The 21,107-nt window shown below is 57.4% G+C and carries 13 protein-coding genes; 11 read left to right on the forward strand and 2 right to left on the reverse strand.

The window, feature by feature from the left end:
* Positions 1-89 precede the first annotated feature (89 nt).
* Positions 90-1,721 carry a hypothetical protein gene (locus C4S74_RS00545; protein WP_103993430.1) on the forward strand — a complete coding sequence of 544 codons (1,632 nt, stop codon included), beginning with the start codon at positions 90-92 and terminating at the stop codon, positions 1,719-1,721.
* 391 nt (positions 1,722-2,112) lie between these two features.
* Entirely contained in the window at positions 2,113-4,203 is a 2,091-nt protein-coding gene (locus C4S74_RS00550) for a methyl-accepting chemotaxis protein (protein WP_103993431.1), read from the forward strand.
* A gap of 186 nt (positions 4,204-4,389) precedes the next feature.
* Here the strand turns inward: C4S74_RS00550 and C4S74_RS00555 are convergent, their stop codons facing one another.
* Positions 4,390-6,156, reverse strand: coding sequence for a sensor histidine kinase (locus tag C4S74_RS00555; RefSeq protein WP_219819042.1), 1,767 nt, complete (start codon positions 6,154-6,156; stop codon positions 4,390-4,392).
* A gap of 50 nt (positions 6,157-6,206) precedes the next feature.
* Entirely contained in the window at positions 6,207-7,853 is a 1,647-nt protein-coding gene (locus tag C4S74_RS00560) for a response regulator (RefSeq protein WP_181024277.1), read from the reverse strand.
* A gap of 207 nt (positions 7,854-8,060) precedes the next feature.
* On the opposite strand from C4S74_RS00560, the gene C4S74_RS00565 reads away from it, so the two are divergent.
* From C4S74_RS00565 to C4S74_RS00605, 9 genes are all read left to right on the forward strand, one after another.
* Entirely contained in the window at positions 8,061-9,434 is a 1,374-nt protein-coding gene (locus C4S74_RS00565; RefSeq protein WP_258042339.1) for an ABC transporter substrate-binding protein, read from the forward strand.
* 75 nt (positions 9,435-9,509) lie between these two features.
* Positions 9,510-10,406, forward strand: a complete 897-nt coding sequence (locus C4S74_RS00570) for a carbohydrate ABC transporter permease (RefSeq protein ID WP_103993434.1) — start codon at positions 9,510-9,512, stop codon at positions 10,404-10,406.
* A gap of 10 nt (positions 10,407-10,416) precedes the next feature.
* The gene (locus C4S74_RS00575; RefSeq protein WP_103993435.1) at positions 10,417-11,301 is read left to right on the forward strand and encodes a carbohydrate ABC transporter permease; all 885 of its coding nucleotides are present in this window, start codon (positions 10,417-10,419) and stop codon (positions 11,299-11,301) included.
* A gap of 134 nt (positions 11,302-11,435) precedes the next feature.
* Positions 11,436-12,362 (forward strand): dihydrodipicolinate synthase family protein, encoded by a 927-nt coding sequence (locus C4S74_RS00580; RefSeq protein WP_103993436.1) that lies wholly within the window; start codon positions 11,436-11,438, stop codon positions 12,360-12,362.
* A gap of 70 nt (positions 12,363-12,432) precedes the next feature.
* Entirely contained in the window at positions 12,433-13,110 is a 678-nt protein-coding gene (locus C4S74_RS00585) for an N-acetylmannosamine-6-phosphate 2-epimerase (RefSeq protein ID WP_374755387.1), read from the forward strand.
* A gap of 13 nt (positions 13,111-13,123) precedes the next feature.
* Positions 13,124-14,107, forward strand: a complete 984-nt coding sequence (locus tag C4S74_RS00590; RefSeq protein WP_103993438.1) for an ROK family protein — start codon at positions 13,124-13,126, stop codon at positions 14,105-14,107.
* Positions 14,108-14,493: 386 nt separating this feature from the next.
* Positions 14,494-17,142, forward strand: a complete 2,649-nt coding sequence (locus C4S74_RS00595) for an exo-alpha-sialidase (protein WP_103993439.1) — start codon at positions 14,494-14,496, stop codon at positions 17,140-17,142.
* Positions 17,143-17,326: 184 nt separating this feature from the next.
* Positions 17,327-19,108, forward strand: a complete 1,782-nt coding sequence (locus tag C4S74_RS00600; protein ID WP_103993440.1) for a sensor histidine kinase — start codon at positions 17,327-17,329, stop codon at positions 19,106-19,108.
* Entirely contained in the window at positions 19,105-20,964 is a 1,860-nt protein-coding gene (locus tag C4S74_RS00605; protein ID WP_103993441.1) for a response regulator, read from the forward strand. Before C4S74_RS00600 ends, C4S74_RS00605 begins: the two co-directional genes overlap by 4 nt.
* The last annotated feature ends 143 nt before the right edge of the window (positions 20,965-21,107 follow it).

Here is a 21,107-nt window from a genome sequence, read left to right on the forward strand (position 1 = left end):
GCCAAACCAAAAGCCAAACCAAAAGCCAAACCAAAAGCCAAACCAAAAGCCAAACCATAAAAGCACTTAAACCCATGGAGGTTCAAACGATGAGCAAAGCTGATCTTCCCGCCCTTTTAAATTACAGCGTATTGACGTCACCGAGTCCCCTGCAGGCGAGTACGCAGACGTTTTCCGCTTCCGGCAACATAACACTGGTTGTAACCCCTCCCCCCGGGAAGGAAGTTTATTGTCCGGAAATCGATTTATATATCCCCTCTGGGGCGTTAAGCCGAAAAGATATCTTTGATCCGGGAGTCAATACGGATAAGTGGCAGTACGCGGTCGGAAAGATCGTCGAAGGCAGTGAGGTGGGGCTGGCCGTCGACATATCCTACATCCCGCTCAAATTCACGGCCAAGTCGTCGCAGGATTACCTGATTAACTACCCGCTGATCCTGACGGTCGGCGTCGGCTCCGTCTCCGCCGCTCTGGGCGACATCCGCAACCTGCACATCCTGGAGACGTCCTCCTCGTTCTCCGGTGACTACCAGCAGCGCGATCTGCCTTTCGGCTTGACGATCGGGCTTCCGGAATTTTTCGTACGCAATTTTGTGGCGGGCGCTTACGACAGCTCCAAACCGGACATCGTGCCGGGCGGCAGCTTCGCAAACGGCCAGGCGTTCAAGCTGAGCTGGGAGGGCAACGCCAGCCAGTATCAGATTGTTACGACGGCAGGCACCGCTCCCCTCTACAGCGGAACCGATAATTCTTTCGCTGTGACGAAGGGCCTCAGCCAGACGACCACCTTCATTCTCATCGCAAGCCGGACCGATGGGGTTCGCGGCGAAACGCTGTATGTGTACGAAGCGGTGACCGTACATATTACGAACCCGGACGAAACTCCGAATACCGTGTCCGCAGCGGGGAACATTGCGACAGCCGCCGGATTGAACGGCAAGACACTGCAGGTGTCGGGCTCCGCTTCTTTGAACGGCGGCGCGGACGTAACCGGCCCGCTGAACGCGAAGGGTGAGCTGAACGTAACCGGCACCGCAACGATGTCCGGCGGGACGGTTACGGGCCCGCTTACGGTTCAGGGCTCCGCATCGCTGGGAAGTTCTTCCGTGCAAGGCGCACTTTCCGTCGGCGGTGCGTCAACCTTGTCCGACACTGCGATTAAAGGAGCTTTAAGCGCTGCGGGCAGCGTCGGAATGCTCGGGTACAACCAGCAGATCAGCACCGGTACGCATATGGCGGGAACGGACGGTTTTGTGATCGGCTATGTTTACCTCCCCTGGAAGCAGGCTTTATCCGTGGGCTGGATTTACGGGGGGACCGACGGATATATGGTACAGACCACCGGAGGGAATACGGGTGGTTTTACCGGCAACTGGACGAAGTACAATTATTCGAACCCGAACACGTTCATGTTTCCCGTACGGAGGGGAGCAAGCTACTGGATCGGCGAAAGCTTTTTCAAAGATAATGAGGTGAACCCGAATACGGCTTATTATTTTGTCCCTCTAGGAAGCGGGTCGAGCGGGGAAGAAGCGACGGTAAAAATCTCCGATGAAGTTCCCGAAGATATCGTGCTGCCGCACGACGGCCTGGAGAAAGCGAACGGAGCGGAACAGGCTGAACGGGCGAAACTCCTGACCCGGCTGCTGGAGGAAATTTTAGAGAAACCTATTGGGGAAGATAAGAAGAAAGCCTTGATCGATGTGCTGGGAACCCTGTAGCCGAACGGATCGTTAGCCCTCCTCCACTCTCGTAGAAGAAAAGAATTCCAATAAGCGGAGAAATCTAACGTAAGAAGAGAAGTCGAAGTGAAGATGGTTTTCCGAAAAGCACCCTGCATTTTCATAGCAGCTGACAAGCAAGAAACGACCGAATCTGCCCAGGAAGAAACAACAGAACCTCCCAGCAAGAAACAACAAAACCTACCTAAATAAAGAAACAGCCTCTTTGTGGAGAGGCTGTTTCTTTTGTCCTATATAAAATAGTTCCAGAGAAACAATTTTCTTTAAATATATGTCGAATTCAATAAAATTACTATCAACATTTTGTCTGTTTTTGTCGATAAAGTAGATATCTATTTTTGGCGTAGGCCGCTATACGAGGGGGAGCATGATGTTAAAAAGCAAGGCAGAACGGGCACGCGGTGTCCTCGGCAAAATCAACCTGAACGGGTTGTTCGCCAAAATCATGCTGATATCGGTTGCTTGCATGACCATTCCGATGTTAATCGCGCTATGGTTTGCGAGCAGCTCGTCAGCCGGTTCGCTCCAAGCTGAAGCAAGACAGTCCATGACGAACATCGTTTCGGAGAAGGTGAACCAGATGGATTTGGCTTTCACGAACTTATCGTTAAGTTCTTCGACGATCGCGAACAATCCTTTTCTGATCAACACATTCAAGGAAATTAAAAAAAACGGCAATCCGAAATCGGAAAACGCCGCCGCCGCATCCGCTTATTTGGGCAAGCTCATCACGGACGCGAACGGCTTGTATGAAAATATTTACGCCGCGTACAATAGTGCGATCGTGTCCGACGGTATCGGCGGGCAATCCGTGGGCATCGACATCGGGGTGGCCGAACTGGACAAGTCTCTGCTCGAAGGAATGAAGAAAGGCCCCGTCCTGTTCGGACCGGTCCAGTCTCCCGTAACCGGCGGTCCGATTATGGCGCTGCTGGCGCATATTCCCGACGGAAGTACGGATGCAATGCCTTCCATCGTAGGGACGGCGGTTGACTTGACGAAGCTCTCGGCGAATATCGTCCGATCTACGCAGGAAGGCAACGTCAAGACATTTATGATCAATGCGGCTGGAGTTCTCGTCGCTGCGGAAGACGGCAAAGAAGTGCTGAAATACGACATGACTAAGGCCGAAGGAGACGTTCCCGCCTTTTTCAAGGAAGTAAGCACGAATAAGAAGGGGATCGGGTACTTCACACTGAACGGCCAGCAGCAAATCGCTTCTTACGCCAAATCGGGCCTGCAGGATATGTATATCATTTCCTTCAAACCGGTCGAAGAGTATATGCACGATGTTACGTCTCTGCAAAAAGGTCTGGTCGTTGTCATTATCGGCAGTATTCTCGTATTTGCGGCCATTCTCGTACTGCTTTCGTACCGGATCACAACGCCGATTAAAGTCGCGACGGAGCATTTGAAAGTCATCGCGGGCGGCGACTTCTCCCATCCGGTTCCGCAGAAATTTATGAAAGCCAAGGATGAGACGGGCGTATTGATGCAGTCGATGCACACGATGCAGTCTTCAATCAGTGACACGATCCGTACGGTTGTGGAAGAGTCGGACAAGCTTGGCGGCTCCGTAACGGCGGTGAGCAGTCATTTGACGGATCTCAACAGCCAAATTCAGAACGTGTCCGGCACGACGCAGCAAATGGCCGCCGCCATGGAAGAAACGGCCGCTTCGACGGAAGAAATGAATCATTCGTCCGCCAGCATCCGCCAGTCCGTCGACCGGATTGCGGATCAGGCGAAGCAGGGTGAAGAGGCTTCGAAGGAAGTCAGCAAGCGGGCCGAAGATCTGCGCGAGACGGCGGTCGCCTCGTCGGAGCGGGCCGTTGTAATCGGCCGGCAGATGCGGGAGAAGCTGGAGAGCGCCATCGAGCAGTCCAGAGCCGTGGAGCAGATTCAGGTCCTGGCGAGCTCCATTCTGGAGATTACGGCCCAGACCAATCTCCTCGCCCTGAACGCCAACATCGAGGCGGCCAGAGCAGGGGAAGCGGGCCGGGGATTTGCCGTCGTAGCCGGTGAAATCCGCAAGCTGGCCGAGGTGTCCGGACATTCCGCGAACAAAATCCGCGAAGTGGTCCAAATCGTCACTTCCTCGGTGCAGAACTTGAAGGCGAATTCCGAAAGCATGCTTGCTTTTATCGATACGACGGTGATTAACGACTACAACGCGATGGTAGAAACGGGCCAGCAGTATTACCGGGACGCGGAGTTTTACGAAAATCTGCTGGGCAGCTTCAACGCGACCGCGCATGAACTGAGCCGGGCCATTCAGGACATGGCGCTCATGATCAACGAAATTTCGATCGCCAACAACGAATCCGCCGCCGGAACCGGGAATATCTCGGATCAAGCGAGTGTCGCGATGGACAGTTCGGATAAAGTGCTGGATATTGTGGAAGGCACGAGAGAGAGCGCCGAGCAGCTCAAGCAAACGATCGCCAATTTCAAAATATAACGGAGCCCCGAAAGCGGGCTTCCGATATACGCGCAAAAAAGCTTGCCGGTTCCGGCAGGCTTTTTTGTGCATGTTTACGTCGTGCGGAAGGAGTGCCGAGGGCCGCAGCGGCAACCGCCCGCAGCCCGGTAACCGCGCGCTTCCTTCCGGACATGTGCATACGCCCCGAAACGGGGCACCGCCCGCTCACTTCCCGGACGGAAGCCGGATGCTGACGACCGTGCCTTCGCCGGGGGCGCTGTCTACGGAGAGGCCGTACATTTCGCCGAAGTAGAACTGGATGCGGTCGTGCACGTTTTTGATCCCGATGTGCCGCTGGTCCAGCGTGTCTGAAGGCTGCTTCAGCCGTTCGCGCAGCTTCGCCAGCTCTCCGGCTTCCATGCCCGCACCGTCATCCCGCACGGTGATAATCATCTCGTGCCCGACGAACGAGGAGCCGATCTCCAGCAGCCCCGGGCCGGATGTGCGTTCCAGTCCGTGGACGACGGCATTTTCGATCAGCGGCTGGAGCGAGAAGTGCATCACTTCCACGGACTCGCTTCCCGGCGCGAGATTTTCCGTGTACCGGATTTTATCGCCGAACCGCATCTGCTGCACCCGGACGTAGAGCCGGATATGATCCAGCTCTTCCCGCAGGGAGACGGTCTCTTTACCCGTCTGGATATGAATGCGGAACAGCTTGCCGAGAAGGCCGACCATTTCTGAAATGTCCCGCTGGCCGTTAATAATGGCTTTCATCTGGACCGTTTCCAGGGCATTGGCGAGAAAATGGGGGTTGATCTGGCTTTTGAGCGCCCCGTACTGGGCGATTTTCTGCTGGGCTTTCGCCATGGAAGAGCGTTCGATATAATTTTGCAGTTCTTCCACCATTCTGTGAATTCCCTGGTACAGCACCCCGAATTCGTCCTGGCGGCTGCTGCTCAGATTCACATCGAAGCGGCCCATTCCGACAAGCTTGACCTGGCGGGTGAGCCGGATGATCGGCTTCGTGACCCGGTTGTACAGAAGAACCATGAACAGCAGGGCGGTTCCGAGCGAGGCGAAAGCCAGCCCGAGAATAAGATTGCCGAGGAAGCCGGCCGGCTTCGTCATTTCTTTTTCCCCGATGGATTGAATGACCTTCCACCCCGAATAAGGCGACGTCACGAAATTAATGTACGATTCCTTGCCCGCAATAGGCGCATAGAAGCTCCCCGTGCTTTCCTTCATCACCGTCCCGATCGTGCCCGCATCAAGCCTGGTGGAGCTTTCCGGGTCCATCCCGCTGTTGGCGGAGTAATAAACGATGCCTCCGTCGCTGTCGATGATGACGAAGTTGCGCATGCTCGTCTCCGAAAGCTTCAAAATCTCACGCAGGGAATCCAGGCGGATATCCACCAGCATGACGCCAAGCTGCTGCTTACTCCCGACTTTGTTGATGACCCGGGCGATCGAGATGACGGGCTCGTGCACATTCGTCCGGTGAAAAGGGGGATGCGTCCCGAACAGAACGACCCCGCCGTTATGCCGGACGGTCTCGATATACCACGGTTCCTTCGTGAAATCGTTGAGGGCATAATCGGCCCGGTTGAAATCGGCGGAGTAGAAAACACGGTTCCCCGCATAAATGCGGATGCTGTCCACGTTCTTGATCGTCATTTCGATCGAGCTGATAAACGTTTCGATCACGTTCCGGTATTGGATCTTCAAGTCCTCACCGTTGTTTTCCGTATGATAGGTGTAATTCTCCAAAGCGTTCTGAAGCTGGTTGTCGAGCTGGGCGTTGAGCGTCCCTTTCTCGATGCTCTGCAAATACTGGTCGATGTTAAAAGACAGATTGTTCAGGATCAGGCTGGAGCTGGCCTGGTACTCTGTTTTCACCGCTTTGAAAGAGAACCAGTAAATAAGGCCCGACATAATCAGAAGCGGCAGGGTGACGGTCAATATCACGAGCAGAAAAATCTGGTGATTCACGTGCCTCATCCGGGTAAATCTCACGTTTGGCTTCCATATCTTCACAGCACTCACAACCCTATTTTTTTTCGGTAATCCGTCGGTGTAAGCCCGGTGATCTTCTTGAAGGTTTTCACGAAGTGCTTGTAGCTTTTGTACCCGCACATCTGACAGACGTCCGTCACGAGATATTCGGGTTTGTGCAGGCAGTCCATCGCATGGGAAATGCGGATTTCGGACACGAACGTCATATAGTTTTTGTTTAATTTAAGCTTGAACAGCCGGCTGAGATAGGAAGGGTTGTAGAAAAAACGGTCCGCCACCATCTGCAGAGTCACGTCCTGGTCGAGATGCTGCCGGAGATAGGCTTCAATCCCTTTGAAAATAAGGCCGTCCCCAGGGCCGCTCGGCTGGGACGACTCCTTGTAGACGCCGCTCAGATGCAGCATCCAGCCGCCGAGCCAGTCGAGCAGGGCCGCCAGCGTCCGGAAATCGTCCACGCAGCTTAGCGTGAGCAGCTTGTCGCTGTAGACGCCCTCGACGGGAATGCCGTGCTTGTGGGCGAACCGCAGCGTGACCGAGACGAGGTCCTGCAGGAATCCGAGCAGGCTGCCGTATGCGGCTCCCGGCGTGCCCGCCAGCTTCTCTTCGGCCAGCCTTGCGAGAAGCGGCTTGATCTCCCCGGCGTCTCCCGTCTCCAGACAGCGCTCGATGTCCGCCTTGTCGGGGTCGCCGAGCCGGATCAGCGGATCTGCGGCGGTTTCAGCCGGAAGAGAGCCGGGAGAACCGGCCTCGAACAGCTGCCGCTCCGGCTGAAAGAAGCGCCCGTACAGCGCTCTCTCCGCCTGCCGGAGCGTAGCGCCCGCGCCGGAGAGGCCGGACGAGGCCGGGCCGGCGGCCGCGCAGAAGGCGGCCTGCTCACGGCCCGCCTGCCGGACGAGGGCGTGACGCGGGGCGAAATCCCGGTCCCGGCCGGCATCTCCCCGGGGAAGTGCCGGATCGTCCAGAATTGCAAGCGCATACATTTTGGCGTGATCAAAATACGTGAGCAGCCGGACATGATCCGACCCTGCATAGGAACGGGCAAGCTCTTCCGCCAATTGTTCCGCCCGGTTTCTTAAACGGCGCCGGGTCTGGTAGCTGTGGGGCTGGTCCGTAAACCATGTGATAACAATCGGCACGTACGTATGGGCGGTGCCCTCAAGCCCGCAGGAGGAAAGCTCCGCCTCACCGGGATCGCTTTCTTCCAGGAGAAGCTTTACCAGCTGGCTGCGCTTCAGCTTCATCGTTTCTCCGGCTTCCCGTTCAAGCAGGTTGTGCCGGCTCTGCGCCAGCTTCTGCTGTTTCAGCGTGTCCAGGCACTGCATCAGGGTAGACAGGCTTTCGTCGTACTCCAGAGGCTTAAGCAGGAACGCGTGCACGCCGCCGAGCCTTATGGCCCGCTGGGCGTAGGCGAAATCGTTGTACCCCGTTAAAATGATAAAAACGGTATCGGGCAGCATAGGGCGCAGCTCTTCGATCATCTGGAGCCCGTCCATTTCGGGCATGCGGATGTCCGTGATGACCATGTCGGGCTTCTCGCCGAGCGCCATCCGGAAGCCTTCCTTGCCGTTCTCCGCTTCCAGAATGGTTTCGAATCCGAGCTCCTGCCATGCAAAATAATGCTTCAGCCCCGTGCGGATCAAAGGCTCGTCTTCGACAATCATCAATTTGTACATGGATGTCCTCCGGAAGTTAATCATGCTGATAGTTAGATGTAAAACTAGTATACTAAACACCGGACATAGAGGACAGTTCCAAATCCGAACAGGTCAAAATACGCCCATGAAGGTAAAATCTAAGGGATTCTTTAGCCGCCGGATATGTTCTATGCTTAACGCAGGAAATGAAAGCGATTCATTTTTAACTACAGAGGGGGATAAGAAATGAGATCTTGGAAAAAAGGACTCATGACCGCAGCAAGCATTGCCCTTATAGGAACACAGCTGGCCGGTTGCGGCAGCGATCAGACACAGGGCGGCCAAAATGCAAGCGCTTCATCCGGCCAGGGGTCATCCAAGCCGGTGGAAATTACCTGGTGGAACTTTCCTAACTTCCAGCCGCTGGACGGCGAAGTGGGCAAATACGAGAAGCAAATCATCGCCGCATTTAACAAGAAGTATCCGGATATAAAAGTAAACCTGGAGATGATTACGTACGAAGGCGGCCCCCAGAAGCTTAACGTGGCGATTGCCTCCAATACCGCTCCCGACGTGATTTATGACGCTCCGGGGCGCATCATCGACTGGGGCAAGAAGAACCTGCTCGCTCCGCTCAACGATATGGTGTCCGAAGAAGTGAAGAAAGACATTTCTCCGGCGCTCTGGAAGCAGTCGAGTGTCGGAGACCAGATTTACATGTACCCGATCAATACCGCTCCTTTCATGATGGCGGTTAACAAAAGCGTGTTCGATAAAATCGGCGCGACGAATCTGCTTCCGCTGGACCGGCCGGACCGGACGTGGACGGTGGCCGAGTACGAGAAGGCGCTGCAGGCGGTTAAAGAGAAAGCGCCCGAAATCATCCCGTCCGGATTTTACGCGAAAAGCACGGCGGGCGATCAGGGAACGCGCGCCTATATCGCTAACATGGGCGTTTCCAGATTCCTCAGCGAGGACAACGGCAAAGCGGCCATCAACACCGACAATGCGGCTAAGGCGCTGGACTGGATCGTAAAAGGAAGCAAAGAGAAGCTTGTCGTTCCGGGTGCGGTTTCCCTTGCGGCGGCGGACGTGAACGATCTGTTCCTGCAGGGCAAGCTTGCGTTCACGATCAACTACTCCGCGGTGCTGAAAGCTCAGAACGAGCCGAACAAAAAGGTGGAGTTCGACGACGTGCTGCTTCCGTTCCCGACGCTGGACGGCTCCAAGCCTAAGCTTGAACCGTATCTCGGGGGAATGGCGATTTTCAACAACGGAGACAAAGACAAGATCGCGGCTTCGAAGAAGCTCATCGACTTTATCGCCAACGATCCGGAAATGGCCAAGAAGAATCTGATCCAGACCGGCGGTTTGTCCGCACGTACTTCGGTCACGGGATTGTATGACAATTCGGAATACAAATACGCCGAGCTGGCGCGCGAATTTATTACCGATCCGCCGACGATTGCCGACGGATTCGCCGAAATCCGCACGTTCTGGTTCCCTGAGCTGCAGCGTGCCCTGACGGGCCAGGCAACGGCCAAGGAAGCCCTAGACGCTTTTGCCGCCAAAGCGAACGAAGCCATTACGAAAGCGAAATCGCAAAGTCAAACCAAGTAAGCAGGCGAAGCGTGGGAGCGGGGTGCGCGTGTACTCCGCTCTTTTCACAACCAATAGAGAAAGCGGGGATAGGGGATGGAAGCAGCGGTTCGCAAGTCCAGAAGAACAGTGCGGCGCGATTGGCTGATGAGTTACCTGTTTTTACTGCCGGCGCTCGGATTTTTCCTGCTGTTTGTGGCATATCCGATGATTAAGGGCATCTATATCAGTTTCTTCGATTATTCACTGAGGCATTTCGAATTTACGGGGCTCGACAACTATATTTCTTTGCTCAAAAACGACACGTTCCTCAAGTCCATGAGAAATACACTGCTGCTGGTCGTCATTGCCGTGCCGATCGTAATCGTGTTTTCGATTTTTGTAGCGGTTAATATTTACAAAATGAAGGAATTTTCCCGGTCCTTCTTCCGGGGAGTCTTTTACCTGCCGGCCGTATCTTCGGTCGTCAGTATTACCGTCGTATGGGGCTGGATTTATCACCCGAACTACGGGATTTTGAACTATTTGACGGGTCTGGCCGGGGCCGAGCCGGTATTCTGGCTGGGAGATACCCGCACCGCCCTGCTTGCGATTATTGCCGTGCTGATCACGACATCGGTCGGACAGCCGATCATTTTATACGTCGCATCCCTGGGCAATATTCCGACTTCCTACATCGAAGCCGCCCAGATCGACCAAGCCACGCCGTGGCAGATTTTCCGCAAAATCATCTGGCCCATGTTGATGCCGACGAATTTGTACATCATCGTCATTACGACGATCAACACGTTCCAGTGCTTCGCCCTCATTCAGCTGCTTACCGCGGGAGGCCCGGTTTACAGCACGTCTACCGTTATGTACGGCGTTTATGAACAGGCGTTCGTGCTCGGCAACTTCGGGATCGCCTCGGCGATGGGAATTTTGCTGGCGATCGTAATCGGCATCATCTCGGTCATCCAGTTCAAATACTTCGGCAGCGATGTAGAGTACTAGGAGGGATACTATGAACGCTTCACTGGAATTGAGTCAAGGGGGGACTGCAAGTGCGGTCCGCAAAAAAAGCCGGTTGAAGGAGATCTCGCCCGTTAAAGTGCTCTCTCTCCTGCTGCTTCTGCTGGCTACCGTATTTTTTATCTTCCCGTTCTACTGGATCATCACCGGCGCCTTTAAAATCCAGACGGTCGCGACCGCGATTCCGCCGGAATGGTTTCCGCTGAAACCGACTTTGCAGAACTGGACGGATTTGTTCAAAAACCCCGTCTGGCGCTGGACGTTCAACAGCTTCCTGATCGCTTTCTGTGAAATGATCGCGGTCTGCATCGTTTCGTCGCTGGCCGGATACGTCCTTGCCAAAAAGGTGTTTCCGGGACGCAGGGCGATCTTCACGCTGTTCGTGGCCGCCATGGCGCTGCCGAAACAGGTCATTCTCGTTCCCTTGTTCACGATGCTGGCGGATTTCGGCTGGGTGAACACGTACTGGGGACTTATTCTTCCGGCAATCGGCTGGCCGTTCGGCGTCTTCCTCATGAAGCAGTTCGCGCAAACGATTCCGGGCGAGCTGATGGAAGCGGCGAAGATGGACGGCTGCTCGGAGATCCGCCTGTTCGCCACGATCATTTTGCCGCTGCTTAAACCGGCGCTCGGCGCTTTGGCTATCTTTACGTTTATCGCTTCGTGGAACGATTATTTCAGCCAGCTGATCATGACGCGCTCCACTTCGATGATGACCCTTCCGCTCGGGGTCGCGACGATGCAGGGCGAATACACGACGAACTACGGGGTCATGATGGCGGGAGCGGCTCTTGCATCCGTGCCGATGATCGCGATTTTCCTCCTGTTCCAAAAATCGTTTACCCAGGGCATTACGATGGGCGCGGTAAAAGGATAGTCCGGGACAACAGTTCTGCGGTGTGGCCGGCACTGCAAAAATCGTAGAGCGATAATAAAAAACGGCACTTGTTTACATGATTTAGGTGAAAACATCCACCATTTTTAGTCCATATAAACGGAGGTTGTTAACAGATGAGAACGGTCGATTTGGAACGTTTTAAAGGTATCACGATTGCGATGTATTCCTGCTATGACGAAAACGGGGAAGTATCCGCCGAAGCGGCCCGCAAGCTGGCCCGCCATTATGCGAACACGGGTGTGAACGGGCTTTACGTCGGAGGCAGCTCCGGCGAAGGCATGCTGCAATCCGTGGAAGAGCGCAAAAAGACGCTGGAAGCGGTTATTGCCGAGGTGGGGAATGAACTCACCATTATCGCTCATGTCGGAGCGCCGTCCACACGTGACAGCGTAGAGCTTGCCAAGCATGCGGAAGAAGCGGGCGCTCATGCCGTATCCGCCGTGCCCGCCATCTATTACCGTCTTTCGGAGGCGAGCGTGGAGCATCACTGGCAGTCGATCGTAGACAGCTCGTCGCTGCCGTTTATCATCTATCATATCCCGCAGACGACAGGCTTCCATCTGTCCAAGCCGCTTTTGAGCAAGCTGATCAAGCAGGACAAAATTATCGGGGTGAAAATTTCCGCCGAAAGCACGTTCGAGCTTCAGCAGTTCAAGGCGGCGGGCGGAGACGACATTCTCGTGCTGAACGGCCCGGACGAGCAGTATTTGGCGGGGCGCAGCATCGGAGCGGACGGCGGAATCGGCGGAACGTACGGCGTGATGCCAGAGCTTTTCCTCGAAATCGAAAGATGCTTTAAGGAAGGGAAGCTGGCCGAAGCGCAGAAATGGCAGTTTACCGTCAACGAGCTGATCTCCGAGCTGCTGACATTCCCGTCTCTGTACGGGGCCTGCAAAGCGATCCTGAAGCTGCGCGGATTCGACACCGGCGAGCCGAGACTGCCGCTGCTGCCCGTTCGTGAAACCGATATGGGGCGCATCCGTGCGCTGAATGATAAAATATTGGACCGCATCGCCCAGGCGGAGGCGTCCCGGCCGTAATAAGCAGGTATTAGAAGCACGGATTCCCACTACACTTGAAGACTGACATAGAGGAGCGAACGCGATGAATATGCACGATATTTTTCCTTCCAGAGGTCTGATCGTATCCTGCCAAGCCTTGGAGGACGAACCGCTGCACGGCGGGGATACGATGGCCAAAATGGCCCGGGCTGCGGTACGTTCGGGTGCGATCGGCATCCGGACCAACGGCGCCTATGATATTGCGGCGATCAAAAAGACCGTGGACGTGCCCGTAATCGGCCTGATTAAGCGGGACATCCCGGGCTCGGACGTATTTATCACGCCGACGATGGAGGAAGTGAAGGCCATCGTGGAGGCGGGGGCCGACATCGTGGCGCTGGACGTGACCGGCCGGGAAGACCGGCTGGAGCGGGTAAAGCCTCTCATTGAGTATATTCATTCGACGGGCAGACTCGTGATGGCGGATATCTCCACGCTGGAGGAAGGGCTCGCGGCCGAAAGCCTGGGCGTTGATTTCATCGGAACGACGCTTTCGGGGTATACCCCTTACAGCCCTCAGCAGGAGGAGCCGGATTTCGGTCTGCTGCGCGGCCTATGCGAGCGTGCGAAGGTGCCCGTCATTGCCGAGGGGCGGATCTGGACCCCGGAAGATGCGGCCAGGGCGCTGGAAACCGGAGCTTCCTACGTAGTGGTAGGCAGCGCGATCACCCGTCCGCAGCTCATTACAGCCCGTTACGTGGACGCGCTGAACAGGCGTCTGGGTTAAGGGGGCTGAAACGGTGACAATCACGAACGCGGCAAGCGCCGCAGGCGGCGACATTGCCATCGGCGTCGATATCGGAGGCACGAAGATCAACGCGGGGCTCGTTACGCGGGAAGGCGATGTGCTTCACACGGTCAGCCTGGGCACGATGGCCGGGACGGCCCGCACGGAAGACCGCGTCTTGCAGGCGGTCGAAACCCTCATGGCCGAGGCCGGCGTAGTGTGTGCCGGCGGGGCCTGCGCCGGGATCGGCGTCGGCAGCGCCGGTCAGATCGACTGGGCGGACGGAAGCGTCCGGTCCGCCTCCGATCTGATCCCCGGCTATGCCGGCACCCCGCTCAGGCGCATCCTGGAGCAGCGCTTCGGCCTCCCTGTTGTCGTCGACAACGATGTGAACGTGCTCGCGCTGACCGAGAGGCTGCTGGGAGCGGGACGCGGCGTTTCCAGCTTCGTCTGCCTGGCGCTCGGCACGGGCGTCGGCGGCGCGGTCGTCGCGGACGGGCGGCTGCTGCACGGCGCCTGGGGCGGAGGCGGGGAGCTGGGCCACCTCTCCGTCGACTTCAACGGCCCCGCCTGCCTGTGCGGCGGCAGGGGGTGCCTGGAGCAGTACGCTTCCGGGACGAGCATCGCCAGCCGGATGCGGGAGAAGCTTGCCGGATACGGCCTGCCGGACGAACGGATCGATACCCGGGAGGTGTTCGCCCGCTGGAAATCCGGGGAGGCGGTCGCCGCCGAAGTCATGCAGGAGACGCTGGCCGCCCTCGGCTCCGCCGTGGCTTCCCTGATCCACGCGCTCAATCCCGAGCTGATCGTCATCGGCGGCGGCGTAGCCGAGGCGGGTGACGATCTCTTCGAGGGCGTGCGCAGAGAAGCGGCGCAGAGGACGATGCCTTCCATGTGGAAGGGCGTCCGGATCGAGCCGGCTTACCGGGGCAACTGGAGCGGCATGATCGGCGCGGCCCTTCAGGTGTGGGAATATCCCCGGATATGCCGGGAGTGAATAAAGCCTGGACCCGCCGAAATTAAGGCGCCCGGCGAAAGGTATATCCATAAAAAACAAGTACGCCGATCATGTCCGGAAAACATGATCGGTGTATTTTTTACGAAACACAGTCACTATTTATCGAACGGTTTCTGTATCCCCAAGATCCGGCGCGGGCCTAAACGATATCTCTTTGTAAACGGCAAGCGGGTCGAAACCACATGAATTTGGAGGAGAATAACGGGGATGGAAAATACATGAAGTAGCCGGCGGTAAACGCGGGGGAAGGACCCGAACAGGTCAAAATACGACCCGTAATGTAAAGAGTAAGGGATTTCAAGCGTGTCCGGCAGGGCCTAAAATGAAGACAGCTTCAAAAACATGTACCTGAGGAGGTCGTTTTATTGAAGAAAAAAAGACTGTTTTCGCCGGTTGTTCAAGTGTTATCGCTCGTTCTTGCCTTATGGCTGCTGAGTTCGGGCCTGACAGCGGGACTCGCTTCGGCTGCCCTGCCGGGTGCACCCGTCCTGGACTATCCGGTGAACAAAACATTTAACGGCACCACGGATTTCACGGATGTAACGGCAGATATTTCAAAAGTATCCGGTCTCGCGCAGGGCTCGATTGCCGCCAAGGTAAGAACGTCCAGCAGCGCGGCCGTGAAAACGATTTTCAGCCTTTCGGATACAAAAGATCCTTCCAGCAACATGTCGCTGACGATGAACGGCGGCACGCTGTATTTCGAAAACCGGGAAAACGGCGTGTACGCCACCCGGCTGAGCGCACCGGCTCCCTCCGTTTCCAATGACGGAAGCTGGCACACGGTCGTGCTGACCGTCGGAACCGGCGGCACCGCCCTGTATATCGACGGCGCACTGAGCGCTTCGGCCTCGTCGTCGGGCTTTTTCCCGAACGTGAAAACGCCGGACGGCATGTGGATCGGCCGCAACGCGGACGACGGGGGAGGCCAGTGGTATTATGCGGGCGATATCGCTTTCGTCCATATCTACGACAAAGCGCTGTCCGCGGACGAAGCGCTGGCCGTCAGCACGGACCGCGCGCTCCCGCAAAGCGCCATGACCGCCTCCGCTTCGAGCTTCCAGACCGGCGACGAACCGGCTAAAGCGCTGGACGGGAATACGGGCACGATGTGGCACACCCTTTGGAACGGCACGGATACGACCCGGGAAATCACGCTTAACCTGGGCGGGGCGTACAGTCTCTCCAAGCTGACTTATCTGCCCAGACAGGACAGCTCGTCGAACGGAATGATCACGAGCTACGAGATTTACACGAGTGCGGACGGGACGGCTTTCACCAAAGCGGTTTTCGGAACCTGGGCCAACGACAAGACGCTGAAGACAGCGGTATTCGCGGCAAACGGCGTCCGTTACGTGAAGTTGAAAGCGCTCGCAGGAGGAGGCGGTTTCGCTTCCGCCGCCGAAATCGGCGTTTACGCGCTAGGCGGAGACGGCACGCCTCCGGTTCCGGCTGGCTTGACTGCCGAAGCGACGAAGTCGTCCGAGGTGTACCTGAGCTGGAACGACTCTCCCGGCGCGACGGGCTACGATCTGGAAGCGGACGGGACCGTCATCGGCGGTGTAAGCCCGCCATACCTGCATACCGGCCTTGCGGCGGGGTCCGCGCACTCTTATAAAATCCGTGCCCGCAACAGCCGCGGCGCGGGCCAGTGGAGCGCTCCGGTTACGGCGGTCACCTTCACGGGCAGCGCGTTCAAAACCGTTCCGACGGCGCTCTTCGGTCCGAATATGTTCGGCTCCGCGGGCTACCGCATTCCGTCCCTGCTCACAACGGGCAAGGGGACACTGATCGCGGGCATAGACCAGCGCATTCCGGGCAATGCGGACAGCCCGAACGACATCAACTTCGCCATCCGCAGGAGCACGGACGGGGGACAGACCTGGAACAGCATCCAGGTGCTGGTCGATTATCCCGGCTCCGGATACAACGGGGCGTCCGTGATCGATTCCGAGCTTCTGCAGGACCCGGCGACGGGCACGCTTTTCGCGCTGGTCGACCACTTTCCCGGCGGGTACGGGTTCGGGCAGGCAAAGGCGGGAACCGGCTTCGACGCGAACGGCTACAAGATTCTTACCGACAATTCCGGCGGCACTTACACGCTGAGAGGAAACGGCGCCGTCTACAACAGCGCGGGAGCCGTTACGGCCTACACCGTCCGCGATAACGGAGACGTGTACAACGGTACGGCTTATGCGGGCAACATTTATCTCAAAACGGGCATCGCTCCGGAAAGTCTGCACGAGTACGGCACCTCCTACCTTCAGCTTATTCAAAGCACCGACGACGGCCTGACATGGTCCGCTCCGGTCGATATCAACGCGCAGGTCAAAGCCGACTGGATGAAGTTTATGGGCACGGGCCCCGGCAACGGCATTGCGATCGGTTCGGGCCCTTATGCGGGACGGCTGGTGTTCCCGATTTATTACACGAACACCGGAGGCTACCAGTCCAGTGCGGTCATCTACAGCGACGATCACGGTAAGACCTGGAAAAGAGGAGAGTCGCCGAACGACGGCCGGGTCGTAAACGGAGCCGTTCTGAATGCGCAGACGCTTAACGTCAGCACGGCTCAACTCACGGAGGACGCGGTCATCGAGCTTCCCGGCGGAGGATTGAAGATGTACATGCGCAATACGTCGGCCCAGAAGCGGGTGGCCGTAGCGACGAGCACCGACGGGGGAGCCACATGGGACGACAATGTGACCTTCGACGCGGCTCTGCCGGAACCGTACTGCCAGCTTACGGCCGTGAACTTCCCCGATCTGGGAGACGGAAAGCGCCGCGTCCTGTTCGCCAATCCGGCCAGCACGGGCAGCCGGACCAACGGCACGGTGCGGCTGAGCGAGGACGGAAGCTCCACCTGGGCCTATTCCAAGGTCATAACCCCCGGCAGCTACGCGTACTCGTCCATGACGGTGCTCCCGGATAAGAGCATCGGCCTCCTGTACGAAGGGGAATCCGGGGAAATCCTGTTCACTCGCTTTAACCTCGATTGGATTAAAAATCCGTAAACCCGCTGCGGGCGGATACTAGGCGCGTTACTTTTCCGCTTCACGGGACTGCGGGATTCTACTTTACACGTTCCCGCAGGGTTGATTCCGGTTCTTTCAAGCCGTTACTTGTGACGGTTTGAAAGAATCTTTTTTTACTCCGTCTACTTATCCGGCCTTCAACGGCCTTACGCAGGGGGTTCCCATGAAAAAAACATCAAGGCTGCTGCAGAAGTGGAATTCCCTTCATAATCAGTTTTTGCTCGTGATCGCGCTCGTTCTGATTTTTCCTCTTCTGCTCAGCTCCTATTGGATCGATAAGCCGCTGGAAACCGTAATCGAAACCAAAATCGGCAATTCCGCCCAGGAAGCGCTCAATCAGGCCAACGGCAATCTGGAGCTGTTTTTTCAGGACGTGCTGAAAGCCGCCGTGGATTTATCGCTGAACCCCGGGATTACCGCCATGCTGAAACAGCCGGAAGCGACGACGTACTACGATAAGCTGCGGATAACCGACAGTGTGCTGGACAAGCTGCATACGCCCTTTTTTACCGAGACTTACGTCACCCTGCTGGACAGGCACGGCGGCTGGATGAGCACGAAGTACGTGGGGCCCGATTTGTATGAAACGTATCTGCAGTCCGACTGGTACCGGCAAACGCTCCAAGAGCCTTATGGAATCAAATGGCTGGTGAACGACCGGGATCATTATCTCTACTATGACAAAAGCAGGCTGCTCACGCTGGTCAAAACGGTTACCGACGCCAACCGGAATATCGGTACCCTGCTGCTCAGCGTCAAGGACAGCGATTTGCAGAAAATGCTGGCCAAGCTGGAAGGCGAGGTCGTACTGCTGGACCAGACCGGCCGTGTTATTTCCAGTTCGGTTCCCCCCGGCATGGAGGAAATTTCGCTGCGTCCCGAATCGCTTCAAACGATTCAGACGTCCTCCAAAGGCCAGCTCATCTTGGAAATCGGGGACAAAAAATGGATCGCGGGTTACGCGACGGTCGGCCTGACGGGATGGAAGCTCGTCCAATATATTCCCCATGAGACGGTATTCAGCGAAATTTATGAGCTTCGGCGGACGAACCGGCTTACGGTCGCCGGCATCGGGCTCGTGTTTATGCTTCTTGCCGTTACCGTTACCCACCGGGTTACCCGGCCGCTAAAGCTGCTCAACAAAAAAATGAGCGAAATCGCGAAAAACGATTTCAACAGCTCTCTGCATGAAGCGGGTCCGGCCGAAATTTCGACCCTGATCGCCACCTATAACGGCATGTCCGCGCAAATCCGCGAGCTGCTCCGGCGGCTCAAGGAGGAATACCGGAAGAAGGAGGAAATGCGCTTCCAGGCTTTGCAGGCGCAGATTAATCCGCATTTTATATTGAACACGCTCAACAATATCAAATGGATGGCCTATATCCGCGATGACCGGGAAGTGGGTGAGATGCTGTCCAGTCTTGGAAGCATGATGGAGGCGAGTATAGGAAGAGGGGAAACCCTGATCCCGCTGAAGGAAGAGCTGGACTATATCGGCCATTACGTGACCCTGATGAAGCTGCGTTTTTCCGAAAAGCTGACGCTGCACATGGAGGTGCCTCCGGAATGCGGGGACCAGGAGATGATCAAGCTGCTGCTTCAGCCCTTGGTCGAGAACAGCATCCGCCACGGCATCGAGCTTCTCGACCGCCCGGGCGTCATTACGATCGGGACGGAGGTTAGGCGGGAGCGGGGCCTTATGATCCTTACCGTGACGGACAACGGCTGCGGTATGAGCGGGCTTAAGCTCGAAGCTCTGCGGGAGGAGCTGGCGGACCCGGACGGCTCCTCCCCGAGCATCGGGCTGCGTAACGTCCAGGAGCGAATCCGTCTGCACTACGGGGGCGATTACGGGCTGGAGATAGACAGCGAAGCGGGGGTGGGGACCACGGTCACTCTTAAGCTTCCGCTCAGACAGGCAGGAGAAAGGAGAGACGGAACATGAGAATTATGCTGGTAGACGACGAATTTCTCGTCCGCCTGGGGATCAAATCGCTGATCGACTGGGAACGGCACGGATTCACATATGCGGGCGACGCCCAGGACGGTCAGGAAGCATTGGCTCTGATAGGAGAAGTCAAGCCGGATATCGTGCTTACCGATATCGTAATGCCCCGGATGAACGGAATCGAGCTGATCGGGCACGTGAAGCGGGACTATCCGCACATTCATATGATCGTGCTCAGCAGCCATACCGATTACGACTACGTGCGGCAGGCGATGAAGCTGGGCGTGGAGGACTATATTCTTAAAGCTTCGCTGAAACCGGAGGAGCTGGTGGACATGCTTGCCGGGATAGCCGCGAAAATAAAGGCTGGTCAGGGCGCCCGGGGTCCGGAGGAAGATTCGGGCGCCGGGGTTCGGCTTCGGCGGGACAATCCGGCCGGAGACGGTACGGGCAGCGGCGCCGGTATCCCGGGCGTGCTCCCGCTGCTGGATTTGGCAGCGGCGGAGATCGCTCCCGGCGCGACTCGCGGGGAGCTGTCCGCGACCGACGCCGGCGATGCGGCGGCAAGCGGCGGCGCGCCGGCAGGAGCTCCGGCGGTGCGGGGCGGCGCGGCCGGTGCAGGCCGGAGCGGGCGGCTTGCGGCCGGCTCTAGCGGTGCAGCGGCACCCGGCAGCCCGGCCGAAGAGGCTCCGCCCGCCGCCAGTGCCGCCGGCGGATCGGCCTCGCCCGGCCCGCGGCCCGCGGCCGCCGCCCCGCAGCAGCCGGACCTGTTCGCCGGCCCGCTGCGGCTGCTTGCCGTCCGCCCGGAGCCGGCGACCGGCGCTTCCGCGGCGCTGCACGACCGGCTGGCTCACTTCGTCCGGCTCCAGTTCGGCGGCCGGGTCCGGACGATGTTCCAGCCGGCCGGCACCGGCGACATCGCGCTGCTGATCCCCGCCTCGGGTCCGGACGACGGCTCCGCGGAAGAGGCGCGGCGCCTGGGTGAGGAACTCGCTGCGGCTTCACGGCGGTTCCTGAACCTGTCCGTCGCCGGCGGCGTCAGCGGAGCGTTCAGCGGCCGGGCGGGGCTTGCAGGCGCTTACCGGGAAGCGGCGGCTTCCCTGGAGCGGAGCTTCTACGATTCCCGGCCCGGCATACATGTGTATACGCCCCGGGGTATTCAGCGGGAGGGAGCGCCCCTTCTTGCGCCGGAAGACGAGCTGCAGCTGCGGACAGCCGTCAGGCAGATGCATGCGGCCGGAGCGAAGGATCTTCTGCATCTGCTGTTCGACCGGATTCAGGAGTGGGCGGGTCCTGTCGAACAGTTCATGCCGTGGTGTCTCCGGCTCCTGCATACGATCCAGCAAGCGCTGGAGCCGCATCATGCCGGAATGCTGGAGCCGCTTGAGCGGGAGCTGCCCCTGTACAAGCAGGTGCTGGGTTTCCGTCATCTATCCGAGGCCAGGGACTGGTTCGGGCAGTTGGTCGACTACGGCTGCGGGCAGGGGAAAATTGTCGTGCCGGGCAGCTTCCGCGACGAAATCCGGCAGTTGATCGGGTACGTGAATGTCCACTATGCGGAAGAATTGTCGCTCCGGCAGGCGGCATCCATGGTCGCGATGAGCGAGAATTATTTAAGCTCCCTGTTCAAGAAAGAGACGCAGGTCGGTTTTACCGACTATGTGAACGGGATCCGCATCGAGAAGGCTGCCGAGCTGCTTACGGGAACGAGACTGCCGGTGTATCAGATCGCGGAGAAAGTCGGCTTCGGGAATTTCAATTACTTCGGGCGGCTTTTCAAAAAAATAAAAGGGGAAAGCCCCCAGCAGTACCGCTCGAAATACTTGTGCGGCGGAATGCCCCGGACTGTCTGATCAGGCTTGCGCCCTCGTGACGGCAACGTAACCGGGGTTCTTTTTTCTTAATAAAATGAACATTTTCCGTAGAAGAGTGAACAGTGCGGCAAAGTCCGTAACAGAGTGAACAATTTAAAGGGAAGCGTTCCTGTCGGCGCAAG

Origin of the sequence: Paenibacillus sp. UNC499MF, assembly GCF_900107975.1 — a bacterium.
Lineage (GTDB): Bacteria > Bacillota > Bacilli > Paenibacillales > NBRC-103111 > Paenibacillus_F.

What these genes read in the sequence shown, in the direction of transcription:
- C4S74_RS00545 (WP_103993430.1), top strand. Translation starts at nt 90, where the DNA reads ATGAGCAAAGCTGATCTTCCCGCCCTTTTAAATTACAGCGTATTGACG.
- C4S74_RS00550 (WP_103993431.1), top strand. Translation starts at nt 2,113, where the DNA reads ATGTTAAAAAGCAAGGCAGAACGGGCACGCGGTGTCCTCGGCAAAATC.
- C4S74_RS00560 (WP_181024277.1), bottom strand. Translation starts at nt 7,853, where the DNA reads ATGTACAAATTGATGATTGTCGAAGACGAGCCTTTGATCCGCACGGGG.
- C4S74_RS00565 (WP_258042339.1), top strand. Translation starts at nt 8,061, where the DNA reads ATGAGATCTTGGAAAAAAGGACTCATGACCGCAGCAAGCATTGCCCTT.
- C4S74_RS00570 (WP_103993434.1), top strand. Translation starts at nt 9,510, where the DNA reads ATGGAAGCAGCGGTTCGCAAGTCCAGAAGAACAGTGCGGCGCGATTGG.
- C4S74_RS00575 (WP_103993435.1), top strand. Translation starts at nt 10,417, where the DNA reads ATGAACGCTTCACTGGAATTGAGTCAAGGGGGGACTGCAAGTGCGGTC.
- C4S74_RS00580 (WP_103993436.1), top strand. Translation starts at nt 11,436, where the DNA reads ATGAGAACGGTCGATTTGGAACGTTTTAAAGGTATCACGATTGCGATG.
- C4S74_RS00585 (WP_374755387.1), top strand. Translation starts at nt 12,433, where the DNA reads ATGCACGATATTTTTCCTTCCAGAGGTCTGATCGTATCCTGCCAAGCC.
- C4S74_RS00600 (WP_103993440.1), top strand. Translation starts at nt 17,327, where the DNA reads ATGAAAAAAACATCAAGGCTGCTGCAGAAGTGGAATTCCCTTCATAAT.
- C4S74_RS00605 (WP_103993441.1), top strand. Translation starts at nt 19,105, where the DNA reads ATGAGAATTATGCTGGTAGACGACGAATTTCTCGTCCGCCTGGGGATC.